Source organism: Nocardiopsis sp. CNR-923, from assembly GCF_001942255.1.
GTDB lineage: Bacteria > Actinomycetota > Actinomycetes > Streptosporangiales > Streptosporangiaceae > Nocardiopsis.
In genome coordinates this window covers 20,650-33,464 of the sequence record NZ_MKKC01000033.1, presented here as the reverse complement: position 1 = coordinate 33,464, position 12,815 = coordinate 20,650, and the positions used below count along the sequence as shown (strand labels likewise).

Sequence of the window (12,815 nt, the reverse complement as noted above, 5' to 3'; positions counted from 1 at the left end):
CGGGAGACGACGCGATGGCGAGCCACGAGTTCACGAGCATCCGTTCGCCCAGGATCAAGGGGGTTCGGCGGCTCGCCAAGCGCACCTTCCGTCAGCGTGAGCGACGCTTCCTGGCGGAGGGGCCGCAGGCGGTCCGGGAGGCCCTGGCCGCCGCGGCCGACGACGGCCGGTCCCACGCGGGAACCGGCGCGGGCGTGGTCGAGGTCTTCGCCACGGCGGAGGCCATGCAGCGCCACATCGATCTGGTGGACGCGGCCCGCGCGGCCGACGTCCCCACCCACCAGGTCAGTCTCGACGTGATGTCGGAGCTGGCCCAGACCGTGACCCCCCAGGGGATCATCGCGGTCTGCGAGTTCGTCGACGTTCCCCTCGACCGGGTCGGCGAGGTCCGGCTGGCGGTCGTGCTCTCGCACGTGCGCGACCCGGGCAACGCGGGCACCGTCCTGCGGACCGCCGACGCGGCCGGGGCCGACGTCGTCGTCTTCACCGACGCCTCCGTCGACCCCTACAACGGCAAGTGCGTGCGCGCCTCCGCGGGAAGCCTCTTCCACCTCCCGGTGGTCGTCGGCGTTCCGGTCTCCCGGGCCGTGAACTTCCTGCGCGGGCGGGGCGCGGCGGTGTGGGCCGCAGACGGTGGCGGCCCGCGCGACCTGCACGGGGTCGCCGACGGGGGCGATCTCGACGGCCCGGTGGGCTGGGTCTTCGGCAACGAGGCCTGGGGGCTGCCCGAGGAGACCGTCGCCCTCACCGACGGCGCGGTCAGCGTCCCGATCTACGGCGGGGCCGAAAGCCTCAATCTGGCCACGGCCGCCGCGGTCTGTCTCTACACCACCGCCCGTCAGCAGCGACGCCCCCGGAGCCCTGGCGACTGACGCCGAGGTCCGAGGCGAACGAAGCCCGTGATCACTCCGCGTAGCGCGCCGAGGCGCCCCCTCGGCGTCCGAACCACACGTCATCGCCGCGGAACGCGCCTGCGCGGGCGGTGGGTGACGGTAGGGTCGTTGCGAAGCCGCCGCCTATGCGGATACCGCGTAGCCGCCTGACCGCCGACCCGGGTGACGGGTGGGGTGGTGCGGTGGGCCACCTCGGCCGGGCAGGCTTGACGACACCGTGTGAGCACGCGTCGCGCCGTCCGGGGAGGAGCCCGGTTTCCGGATCGCGGTGCGCTCGGGGAGTGCTTGTACGCTCGTCGACCGTCGGACGCCCGAACCCGGCCGACCAGGCGTATCAGGTCGGAGTGCAGGGTAGACAACCTGCGGTGGCGCTCGCGGACGTGAGTCGCACGCCATCGGTCAGCGGTCCTGGGCCCGAAGGCGGGCGGTCGTGGATCTTCAAGGGGAGCGGGGAGAGGCGTGGGCAGCGGCCGGCAGGCGGATCACCCGGCGGAGGAGTCAGGCGACGGGACCGGGCACTCCGCGGGGGACCCCGGGCGAGGGGCCGAACCAGTCACCGACATTCCCCATGAATCGGAGAATACGCACGATCCGGGCGTTCGTTCCGCGCGTGCGACGGACGCCGGCGCCACCGACCTGTGGGACGTCGACGGCGTCTCCGGCGGGCCCGGAGGAGCGCCCCTCCACGCCGACGACCTCCCCGACGGGGTCGTGGTCGCCGACGCGCGCGGCCGCGTCGTCCTGTTCAACGCCCAGGCGGCACACCTGACCGCCACCCCCGCCCGCACCGCCCTGGGCCGTCACTTCCGCGAGGTCCTCCCCCTCGTCGGCCCCGACGGCCACGACTGGTGGGACGCCAGCGACCCCTACGGCGCGACCGCGACCGCGTCCGCCAGGCCGAGCGTGCCCTCTACCTGCCCGACGACCGCGAGATCCTCGTCGCCGCCCGGTACGTCCGCGCCCGCCCCGGCGGGGACCTCGTCCGCCTCGTCGTCACTCTCAGGGACGCCGCCACCAGCGCCGACCGCAGCCGCGCCGACCTCGTCTCGGAGGTCGCCCACGAACTCCGCTCGCCCCTGACCAGCGTCAAGGGTTTCACCTCCACCCTGTTGACGAAATGGGAACGGCTCACCGACAAGCAGAAGCTGTTCATGCTGGAGACGGTCAACGCCGACGCCGACCGCGTCACGCGCCTGATCCACGACCTGCTCGACGTCTCCAGGATCGAGTCCGGACGCCTGGAGGTGCGCCGCCAGGTCGTCGACCTCCCCGACGCGGTGCGGCGGGTGGTCGCCGGGCGGGTCGCCGCCGGGGAGTCGGAGGAGCGGTTCCGCGTCGAGACCCGCGGGGAGCTCCCGCAGATGTGGCTCGACGCCGACAAACTCGGCCAGATCCTGTCGAACCTCGTGGAAAACGGGGTGCGGCACGGCGCTGGTACTGTCAGTGTGGTGATCGAGCCGTGTGAAGGAGGAGCAGCGGTGTCGGTGCGCGACGAGGGCCAGGGCATAGCGCCCGAGACCATTCCGCGCGTCTTCCGTCAGTTCTGGCGCAGCAAGCACCGGAGCGGGACCGGCCTCGGGCTGTTCATCGTCAAGGGCCTCGTCGAGGCCCACGGCGGCACGATCACCGTCGGGCGCGCCCCAGCGGCGGCGCCGAGTTCCGATTTACCATGCCCGCCGGGACACCCGAGTTCGTCTGAGCGCTCAGACCTTCGGCCCCGGCGGGCGTTCCAGCGTGCTCGGGCCCGGCGGCGGCACCGTCACCCGGGCGCCCCGCTCGTGCTCGTCCTGTCGGCTTCGTCCGCCCCCGAGGCGGACCGTGACTGCCGCCCGCCCCCGTCACGGGGTCCGGCGGCGAGGCAACCAACCATGTCTGCACCGAACGATTCCTTCGACCCCGTCGAGGTGACCCCCCTGCACCCCGACGAGGTCGCCCGTATGCGTGAGGAGGCTCTGGCCGCCGTCGAGGCAGCCCGAGACCTCGACGAACTCAAGCAGGTCCGGCTCGCGCACGCCTCGGACCGCTCCCCGCTGGCGCTGGCCAACCGGGAGATCGGCGCGCTGCCCCCGGCCGCCAAGGCCGACGCGGGCAAGCGCGTGGGCGGGGCCCGCCGCGACGTGGGCCAGGCCCTCAAGGCCCGCCAGGCCGTCCTGGAGGTCGAGCGCGACGAGCGCGTCCTCGTCGAGGAGCGGGTCGACGTCACCCTGCCCTGGGACCGCGCCGCGCGCGGTGCGCGGCACCCGTTGACCACCGTCGCCGAGCGGATGGCCGACATCTTCGTCGGCATGGGGTTCGAGATCGCCGAGGGGCCCGAGGTCGAGGCGGAGTGGTTCAACTTCGACGCCCTCAACTTCCTGCCCGACCACCCGGCCCGCACCATGCAGGACACCTTCTTCGTGCGCGGCCCCGAGGGCGGCGAGTCCGGGCTGGTCATGCGCACGCACACCTCGCCGGTGCAGGTGCGCGCCCTGCTCGACCGCGAGCTCCCGGTCTACGTGGTCGCGCCCGGCAAGACCTTCCGCACCGACGAGCTCGACGCCACGCACAGCCCGGTCTTCCACCAGCTGGAGGGCCTGGTCGTGGACGAGGGCATCACCCTGGCGCACCTGCGCGGCGCCATCGACGCGTTCGTGCACGGCATGTTCGGCGCGGGTTTGAGGACCCGGTTCCGCGCCTCCTACTTCCCGTTCACCGAGCCGTCCGCCGAGGTGGACATGGAGTGCTTCGCGTGCCGGGGCGCGTCCGTGGGAAACGCGGACGCGCCGTGCCGTACCTGCTCCAGCGAGGGCTGGATCGAGATCGGCGGCTGCGGTGTGGTCAACCCCCGCGTGCTCACCGCCGCCGGGGTGGACCCCGAGGTGTACAGCGGCTGGGCCTTCGGCCTGGGAATCGAACGGACACTGATGTTCGCGCACGGCGTGCGCGACATGCACGACATGGTCGAGGGCGACGTCCGCTTCACCTCGCGTTCGGGAGTGAGAACTGATGCGCGTCCCCATGACCTGGCTGCGGGAGTACGTGGACCTTCCGTCCGACGTCACCGCTCGCGACCTCGCCGCCCGGCTCACCCTGGCCGGCCTGGAGGTCGAGACCGTCGACGAGCTCGGCTCCGACCTCACCGGGCCGATCGTCCTCGGCCGTGTGCTGGAGATCGAGGAGCTCACCGAATACAAGAAGCCCATCCGGTTCTGCCGGGTGGACGTCGGATCGGCCAACGGCACCGGAGAGCCGCAGGAGATCGTCTGCGGCGCCCGCAACTTCGTCGAGGGCGACCTCGTCGTCGTGTCGCTGCCCGGCGCGGTGCTGCCAGGCGGCTTCAGCATCGGAGCCCGCAAGACCTACGGCAGGATGTCCGCGGGCATGATCTGCTCCCCCCCGGAGCTGGGGCTGTGGGAGGACCCGGACGGCATCATCGTCCTGCCCCAGGGCTTCGGCGAACCCGGCGCGGACGCCGTGGGCCCACTCGGGCTGCGCGAGGACGTCCTCGACATCGCCGTCACCCCGGACCGCGGATACGCGCTGTCCATGCGCGGTGTCGCCCGCGACGTCGCCGCCCTGTACGGGGCGGACCTGCGCGACCCGGCGGCGCTCGACGTCCCCGCGCCCACCGGTCAGGGGCACCCCGCCGAGACCGACGCGCGACTGTGCGACCGCTACGTCCTGCGCGGCGTCACCGGGTTCGACCCGCAGGCGCCCACCCCGATGTGGATGCGCCGCCGCCTGCACCAGAGCGGCGTGCGTCCCATCTCCCTGGCCGTCGACGTCACCAACTACGTGATGCTCGAACTCGGCCAGCCGCTGCACGCCTGGGACCGCGCCCGGCTCAGGGGCGGCCTGGCCGTGCGCGCCGCCGCGCAGGGCGAGAAACTGGAGACCCTGGACCACGCCCAGCGGGCCCTGGCCCCCGACGACATCGTCATCGCCGACCCGTCCGGGCCGATCAACATCGCGGGCGTCATGGGCGGCGTGTCCACGGAGATCTCCCTGACCACGACCGAAGTCCTGGTGGAGGCCGCGCACTTCGAGGCGATGCACATCGCCCGCACCTCGCGCCGCCACCAGCTGTCCTCGGAGTCCTCCCGCCGCTTCGAGCGCGGCATCGACTCCCAGGTGCAGCTGGCCGCGGCCACCCGTGCGGTCCGGCTCCTCGGCGAGCTGGGCGGGGCCGACGTCGAGAGCGCCTACACGCACCTCGACGGGTCCACGCCCCGCGAGCCGATCCGGATCGGCGCCGCCCACGCGTCCTCCGTCGCCGGGGTCGACTACCCCGAGGGAACCACGGAAAGGTGGCTGGGCCTCGTGGGCTGCGCGGTCGAGGTCGACGGCGACGAGCTGTCGGTGATCCCGCCGACCTGGCGGCCCGACCTGACCGACCCGAACGACCTGGCCGAGGAGGTCATCCGGTTCGAGGGCTACGAGAACATCCCCTCGATCCCGCCGCGTGCCTCCTCCGGGCGCGGGCTGACCGCCAGCCAGCGGCTGCGTCGGGCGGTCGGGCGGGCCCTGGCGGCGACCGGGTTCGACGAGGTGCTCAGCTACCCGTTCGTCGGTGAGCGCGACCTCGACGGGCTCCAGCTGCCCGCCGACGACGCCCGCCGCGCGAGCCTGCGCCTGGCCAACCCGCTCAACGACGAGGAACCGCTGCTGCGCACCACGCTGCTGCCGGGCCTGGTCAAGGCGCTGGCCCGCAACGTGGGCCGCGGTTTCACCGACGTTTCCCTCTTCGAGACGGGCCTGGTCTACCTGCCCAAGCCCGGGGCGACCCGCGCGCCGCTGCTGCCGGTCGGCCGTGGCCCCAGCGCGGAGGAGCTGGCCCGGATCGACGCCGCGCTGCCCGACCAGCCGCGCCGCGTCGCCGCGGTCCTGGCGGGCGACGCCGAGCGCGCTGGCTGGTGGGGGCCGGGCCGCGCGGCCTCCTGGGCCGACGCCGTCCAGGTCGCGCGTGAGATCGCCCGGATCGCCGGGGTCCCGCTGGAGGTCGAGGCCGACCAGCACGCCCCCTGGCACCCCGGACGGTGCGCCGCGCTGTTCACCCGGGTGGACGGCGAGCGCCTGCTCGTCGGGCACGCCGGTGAGCTCCACCCGCGCACGGTCAAGGCGTTCGGCCTGCCAGAGCGCACGGCCGCCGTCGAGGTCGACCTCGACCGCATCGAGCGGGCCCGCACGAAGACCGTGGCGCCCGTGGTGTCCACCTACCCGGTGGCCATCCAGGACGTCGCGCTGGTCGTGGACGAGTCGGTCCCGGCCGCGGCCGTGAACGACGCCCTGACCGAGGGCGCGGGTGAACTGTTGGAGAGCGTCCGGCTGTTCGACGTGTACACGGGTGAGCAGGTGGGGGAGGGCCGCAAGTCGGTCGCCTTCACCCTGCGCTTCCGGGCCCACGACCGCACGCTGACCGCTGAGGAGGCCACCGCCGCGCGCGACGCGGCCGTGGCCCGGGCCGTCGAACGCACGGGAGCCGCGCCGCGCGCATAGGCGGTGTTCGCTGGGTCCTGCGCTTCGCTTCGGACCCTGGTCAGCGCCGGCGGGGATTCCTCGTCCTCGGCGGCGCCCGTCGCTCGTTCCTCGCCGCGCGCGCCCCCCACTTCGTCACCCTCCACCACCCTCGAACGACGCCTCCGGCGCGGTCATACCCCCGCGAACCCCGCCGGTGCCCGAACCGCCCCTCGGGTGACCGTTCCGAAGTCAGGCCCTGGCCCGAACCGGGCAGCCCCGAGTGCGGGGTGAGAAGGTGCGTCGCCGGGGCGCCTCGCAGTCGCCCCGGCCACCCGGCGCACGGCGAAAACCTCAGCGCGCTGACACGGATTCTGATCGGATTCTTGCCCTGTTTTTCCTGCGTGGAGGGGGTTTTGGCGACGATTGCCAAGGGTAGCGCGCATGAAGTTTAGGTTTCGGGGCATGAAGGATCGTTTTGGCTCTTGCTAGCAGCCGGGTGGAGAACTTAGCCTGCAAGCACCTGACACACTCTGGGGCCCGGGTGTGGGTCGGTTCAACCTGAGTTTTCCGCTGCGCTCATGCGCATGACTCGGCTCGGAGGTCGCCATATGACCGAAACGGTTGTCTCGTCCGCGCTCATCCCCAAGGAACACCGGGAGCCCAGCCGCCTCTGGCACACCTTCTGCGACATGAACACCGTGGCCGCGGGCCCCGAGTTCGTCGTGGAGCGCGCGGAGGGTGTGTGGCTCTGGGACACGGCCGGCGACCGGTACCTGGACGGCACGTCCAGCCTCTGGTATTGCAACGTCGGGCACGGTCGTACCGAGATCGCGGACGCGGTGCATCGCCAGATCAGTGCCCTCGACGCCTACACCGTCTACGGCGACTTCACCAACCGGCCCGCGCGGGAACTGAGCGAGCGCCTGGCCGCGCACGCACCGGTCGACGACGCCAAGGTCATCCTGACCTGCGGGGGCGGCGAGTCGATCGAGACCGCCACCAAGCTCGCCCGTCGCTACTGGGACGTCCTGGGCCAGCCCCAGCGCACCCACCTGATCAGCCGCACCGGTGGATACCACGGCCTGCACGGCTTCGGCAGCAGCATCATCGGCATGGAGCGCTTCCGCGCCGGCTTCGGCCCTCTCGTGGAGGACACCTCCGTGGTCCGGCACGACTCCGCCGCGGCGTTGGAGGCCGAGATCCTGCGCGTGGGTCCCGACCGGGTCGCGGCCTTCTTCGCCGAGCCGGTCATCGGGGCCGGAGGCGTGTTCCCGCCGACCGAGAACTACTTCGCCGAGGTCGCGCGGATCTGCCGCAGGTACGGCGTGCTCTTCGTCGTGGACAGCGTCATCTGCGGCTTCGCCCGCATGGGCAACTGGTTCGGGATCGAGCGCTTCGGCGTGAGCCCGGACATGATCGTGTTCGCCAAGGGCGTCTCCAGCGGGTACCTGCCCCTGGGCGGTGTGGTGACCAGCGGGCGGATCGCCGACCCCTTCTGGAACGAACCGGGCAACGCGTTCCTGCACGGCACCACCTACGCCGGGCACCCCGCGTGCTGCGCCGCGGCCATGGCCAACCTGGACATCCTGGAGCGCGAGGACCTGTTCACCGTGGCTCTGGAGGTCGAGCGTCACCTCGACAGTGCGCTGCGCACCCTGGCCGACCACCCGCTGGTGGCGGAGGTGCGCTCGGGGGTCGGCGTCATGGGCGCAGTCGAGCTCACGCGGGAGGCGCTCGTCGACCGGGGGATCACCACGGCGGAGGTGTTCGCCGAGGCGCGTGCCCGCGGCGTCATCCTGAGGCCGGTGCCCACGGCGCTGCTCGTCTCGCCGCCGCTGGTCATCGCGTGGGAGCAGATCGACCACCTGGTCTCCACCCTCGCGGCAGCCTTGGACGCGGTGGCGGCGCGGCACTAGGGCGTGTGCCCGCCCGTCGCGAGCGGCGCGTGCGGTGGGGTTGTCGCAGGGCCGAGGAAGGTGTGAGGGGTGGGGCCCCTGCGACTGATGGGAACGCGGCGAGAGCCGTGCCGGGGCGTCGCGCGGCAGGGTGCGTAGCCGCTGACGAGTCCCTGACCGTCGGTGTCCCCGCCGTCGTCCGGGGGCACGGCGGGGACACGGCCGAGGACGTTCCCCTCCGACGGCCGCCGTCCCCGAGCGGCCCCTCGACTCCGTGCAGCGGCAGCCGACGCGTACTCCTCCGCGTCGGGCACACGTGTCCGACCGTGCTGGTGCGCATCTCGCCCATCGAGTATTATTTTCTGGGAAGATACTTCTTGTGGGTGAAATGGGCGTGACACGTCCATGAGGGGACGGGGACATGACCGCGGGGACGACGGGTGCCAGGCCGGACACGGGGGCCGAACCGCCCAGTGACGACGACCTCATCACGGCCTGGGGCCTGGTGCACGAGGCGGTGAACGCCCTCCAGCCCGCGTTGCTCGGCGGAGTGACGCCCGACGGCCGGGACATGGCCGGCCCCTGGTTCGAGGTGCTCATACGGCTCCAGCGCACCCCTGGCCACCGCCTCCCGATGAGCCGTCTGGCCCGCGAGGTCAGCCTGAGCACGGGCGGCTTCACCAAACTCGCCGACCGGCTGGAGCGTGAGGGCTACCTGGAGCGGGAGTCCTGCGACTCCGACCGCCGGGTCGTGTACGCGACGCTCACCGAGACCGGCCTGGCCTTCATCGGCGAGGTGCGCGTCAAGCACGTCGAACGGCTGCGCGAGCACGTCCTGGGCCCGCTCGGCTCGGACGGGGTACGACAACTGGCCGCGCTCGCGCGTACTCTCCGTGACAGCGCCTGTCACTGAGGGTCCGTGCGGGCCGGACATCTCGTAGTCGTTTCCCTCCGACACTCCCATGGCGATCCGCCCGAACGTGTCGAAAACATCCCACGCGCCGCCGACCCCGTGTAGGTTGGCGGGAGTTCTTGGGCCCCGGGCGGGGTGGGCCGCGGGCGAAGAGGCACCGGGGGAAATGATGAGACTTTTCACGACTGCGGCGCAGATGAGGCCGATTCCCCGGTCCTCGCGCTTCCGCAACGGCGGCGTCTCCTTCTGGTTCCGCGAGTCCGGGTTGCCCGAGCGGCGCGCGGCCCTGCCGGGTGACGCGGACTACGACGTTTGCGTGGTCGGCGCTGGTTACACGGGTCTGTGGACCGCCTACTACCTCAAGAAGGCCCAGCCGGACCTGCGGGTGGCCGTCGTCGAGCGCGAGTTCGCCGGATTCGGCGCCTCTGGTCGTAACGGAGGGTGGTTGTCGGCCGAGTTCGCGGGCTCCCGCGAACGGTACGCGCGGTCACACGGCAAGTCCGCCATGATCGCCCTGCAACGCGCGATGATGGCCACCGTCGACGAGGTCGTCTCCGTGGCCGAGGCCGAGGGGATCGAGGCCGACATCGTCAAGGGCGGGATGCGTCTGGTCGCCACCAACGCCGCCCAGCGCGAGCGCCTGGCCGAGGAGATCGACTACCTCCAGGAGTGGGGCTACTGGCCCGACGACATCCACCTCGTGGAGGCCGACCACGAACCGCGCCTGGCGGTCCACGGCGCAGTCGCCGCCGCCTACTCCCCGCATGCTGCCCGGGTCCAGCCCGCCAAGCTCGCCACCGGTCTGGCCCGCGTGGTGGAAGCGCTCGGCGTCGACGTCTACGAGGGCACCGCCGTGCGGGAGATCCGCTCCCGCACCGGCGCCGCGCGCCCCGCCGCCGTCACCGATCACGGCACCGTCTACGCCGACCACGTCGTCCGGGCCACCGAGGGCTTCACCTCCACCCTGCGCGGACAGCGCCGAGAGTGGCTGCCGATGAACTCCTCGATGATCGCCACCGAGCCGATCGCCCCCGCCCTGTGGGAGAAGATCGGATGGAACGGGCGCGAGGTCCTCGGCGACACCGCGCACTCCTACGTCTACGCCCAGCGCACCGCGGACGACCGCATCGCCATCGGCGGCCGGGGCGTGCCCTACCGTTTCGGCTCCGCGCGGGACCGGGACGGCGCCACCCAGCCCCAGGCCATCGCCGAACTCTGGCGCGCCCTGACCCGCATGTTCCCCGACGTGGCCGACGTGCCGGTCGAGCACGCCTGGTCCGGGGTGCTGGGGGTGCCCCGCGACTGGTGTCCGACAGTGCACCTGGACGCCGAGACCGGCCTGGGCTGGGCGGGCGGCTACATCGGCAGCGGGGTGGCGACCAGCAACCTGGCCGGGCGCACCCTGCGCGACCTGATCCTGGGCCGGGAGACCGACCTGACCCGTCTGCCGTGGGTCGGCCACCAGGTCCGCGGTTGGGAGCCCGAACCCCTGCGCTGGGTCGGCACGCAGGTCATCTACGGCCTGTACCGCACCGCCGACCGGCGCGAGTCCCGCACGCCCGAGGAGCGCGCCCACACCTCCCGCTTCGCCGGACTGGCCACGCGCATCGCCGGTCGCTAGGGCGTGTGCCGCGCACGCATACCCCGCCGCGCGACGGGCGCCATCCCGGCACACGCCCCAGGAACGCGTCCCCACCCACGCCCGGTCCACCTGGCCGGGGCCCTTCGGGTACGTTTGCATAAACTTGCAGAGGCGTGCATGATAGTTCAGTCAGGTTCGAATGGGGGAGCACCATGAGATACACCGCCGCGATCGCCGGAGCCAGCGGATACGCCGGAGGCGAGCTGCTGCGCCTGCTGCTCGGCCACCCGGAGATCGAGATCGGCGCCCTTACCGCCGGCGGCAACGCCGGATCCCCCCTCATCGAACACCAGCCGCACCTGCGCCCGCTCGCCGGCCGTGTGCTGGCCCCCACGACCGTGGAGGAACTGCGCGGCCACGACGTCGTCTACCTCGCCCTGCCGCACGGTCAGTCCGCCGACATCGCCCAGCGGCTGGGCGAGGACGTCCTGGTCGTCGACTGCGGCGCGGACTTCCGGCTCAACGACGCCTCCGCGTGGGAACGCTTCTACGGCACACCGCACGCGGGCACCTGGCCCTACGGCCTCCCGGAACTGCCCGGACAGCGCGAACGTCTCACCGGCGCGCGGCGCGTCGCCGTACCCGGATGCCACGTCACCGTCGCCACCCTCGCCCTCTTCCCCGGTTTGGCCGAGCAGTTGGTCGAGCCCGACCTGACCGTCGTCGCCGTCACCGGCGCCTCCGGAGCGGGCAAGCGCCCAAACCGCACCTGGTCGGCAGCGAGATCATGGGCGCCCTCAGCCCCTACGCGTCGGCGGCGCCCACCGGCACAACCCCGAGATCGTCCAGAACCTGACCGCCGTCACCGGCGAACCGGTCCGGCTGTCCTTCACCCCGGTCCTCGCCCCGCTGCCGCGCGGCATCCTCGCCACCTGCACCGCGCCGCTGCGCCCCGGCGTCACCGCCGACCAGGTCCGGGCCGCCTACGAGACCGCCTACGCCGACGAGCCCTTCACCGCACTCCTGCCCGAGGGCACCTGGCCCAGCACCGCCATGACGCTCGGCGCGAACACCACGCTCGTCCAGGTCACCGTCGACCCCGACGCGAACCGGATGGTCGCCGTCGCCGCCCTCGACAACCTCACCAAGGGCACCGCGGGCGGCGCCGTCCAGAGCACGAACCTCGCCCTCGGGCTGCCCGAGACGACCGGTCTTCCGCTCACCGCGGTCGCCCCCTAGGGCGTGCACGGCGGACACACCCCCCGCTGCGCGACGGGCAGCATCCACCACACACGCCCTCGACCAGGAAGGCACACCGTGAGTGTCACCGCCCCCCGGGGCTTCCGCGCCGCCGGAGTCGCCGCGGGTCTGTCCACCGGCGGAGCCGGGACGTCGCCGTCGTCGTCAACGACGGACCCTCCCGCGCGGCCGCTGCCGTGTTCACCGAGGCCGCCGACCGCGCGGCGCCGGTGCTGTGGTCCGCTCGGGTCGTCGCGGGCAAACGCGTGCGCGCCGCCGTCCTGCACTCCGACGGCGCCAACGCGGGAACCGGTCCCCCCGGCTTCCAGGACGTCCACGCCGTCGCCGAGCACGCCGCCGACGCCCTGTCCGACTCCGCCGCCGAGATCGTGCTCTGCTCCAGCGGTCCGCTCTCGGTCCGACCGCCCCTCGACGCCCTGCGCGACGGCGTCACCGCCGCGCTCGACGAGGCGGGCCGGAGCGGGGGCCTGGCCGCCGCCGACGCCATCCGCACCACCGACACCGTCGCCAAGTTCGTCTTCCGGCGTGGGGACGGCTTCACGGTCGGTGCGATGGCCAAGGGTCCCGACGCCTCCGTGGCCTCGGTCCAGTGCGTCATCACCACCGACGCAGACCTGACCGCCGAGCGCTGCCAGGAGCTGCTGGCCGCCGCGGTCGCCAAGACCTTCCCCCCGCTGACCGCCACCAACGACACCGCCCTGCTCATGGCGAGCGGCGCCAGCGGTGTCCGACCCGATCCGGACGCCTTCGCCGTTCTGCTCACCGAGGTGTGCGCCGACCTCGCCGCCCAGGTCGCGCCGACGCCCCCGGCGACGCCGCGCCGACGACCGACGTCC

5 protein-coding genes and 4 pseudogenes are annotated in these 12,815 nt (G+C 72.8%); all 9 read left to right on the top strand.

The genetic code is table 11. The features are described from left to right. The first annotated feature begins 14 nt into the window (after positions 1-14). Positions 15-872, top strand: coding sequence for an RNA methyltransferase (locus BJF83_RS02120; RefSeq protein ID WP_075924960.1), 858 nt, complete (start codon positions 15-17; stop codon positions 870-872). 480 nt (positions 873-1,352) lie between these two features. Beyond that, a pseudogene (locus tag BJF83_RS02115) lies at positions 1,353-2,592 on the top strand (ATP-binding protein). A 169-nt stretch (positions 2,593-2,761) separates the two neighbouring features. Further along, a pseudogene (gene pheS, locus BJF83_RS02110) lies at positions 2,762-3,871 on the top strand (phenylalanine--tRNA ligase subunit alpha); the annotation flags it as partial. A 7-nt stretch (positions 3,872-3,878) separates the two neighbouring features. Beyond that, entirely contained in the window at positions 3,879-6,368 is a 2,490-nt protein-coding gene (gene pheT / locus BJF83_RS02105) for a phenylalanine--tRNA ligase subunit beta (RefSeq protein ID WP_075924959.1), read from the top strand. A gap of 650 nt (positions 6,369-7,018) precedes the next feature. After that, on the top strand, positions 7,019-8,245 hold the full coding sequence (locus BJF83_RS02100) for an aspartate aminotransferase family protein (protein ID WP_075925023.1): 1,227 nt from the start codon (positions 7,019-7,021) through the stop codon (positions 8,243-8,245). A gap of 400 nt (positions 8,246-8,645) precedes the next feature. After that, entirely contained in the window at positions 8,646-9,137 is a 492-nt protein-coding gene (locus BJF83_RS02095) for a MarR family winged helix-turn-helix transcriptional regulator (RefSeq protein ID WP_075924958.1), read from the top strand. Between the two features lie 196 nt (positions 9,138-9,333). Next, positions 9,334-10,758: an FAD-binding oxidoreductase gene (locus tag BJF83_RS02090; RefSeq protein WP_262391247.1), complete on the top strand. Its 1,425-nt coding sequence runs from the start codon at positions 9,334-9,336 to the stop codon at positions 10,756-10,758. 173 nt (positions 10,759-10,931) lie between these two features. Beyond that, positions 10,932-11,958: pseudogene (gene argC / locus BJF83_RS02085) on the top strand (N-acetyl-gamma-glutamyl-phosphate reductase). A gap of 78 nt (positions 11,959-12,036) precedes the next feature. Then, positions 12,037-12,806 (top strand): annotated as a pseudogene (locus tag BJF83_RS02080) (bifunctional ornithine acetyltransferase/N-acetylglutamate synthase); the annotation flags it as partial. Positions 12,807-12,815: the final 9 nt, after the last annotated feature.

Excerpts from the sequence above, each read along its gene's own strand:
- BJF83_RS02120 (WP_075924960.1), top strand. The coding sequence starts at position 15 with ATGGCGAGCCACGAGTTCACGAGCATCCGTTCGCCCAGGATCAAGGGG.
- pheT (WP_075924959.1), top strand. The coding sequence starts at position 3,879 with ATGCGCGTCCCCATGACCTGGCTGCGGGAGTACGTGGACCTTCCGTCC.
- BJF83_RS02100 (WP_075925023.1), top strand. The coding sequence starts at position 7,019 with ATGAACACCGTGGCCGCGGGCCCCGAGTTCGTCGTGGAGCGCGCGGAG.
- BJF83_RS02095 (WP_075924958.1), top strand. The coding sequence starts at position 8,646 with ATGACCGCGGGGACGACGGGTGCCAGGCCGGACACGGGGGCCGAACCG.
- BJF83_RS02090 (WP_262391247.1), top strand. The coding sequence starts at position 9,334 with ATGAGGCCGATTCCCCGGTCCTCGCGCTTCCGCAACGGCGGCGTCTCC.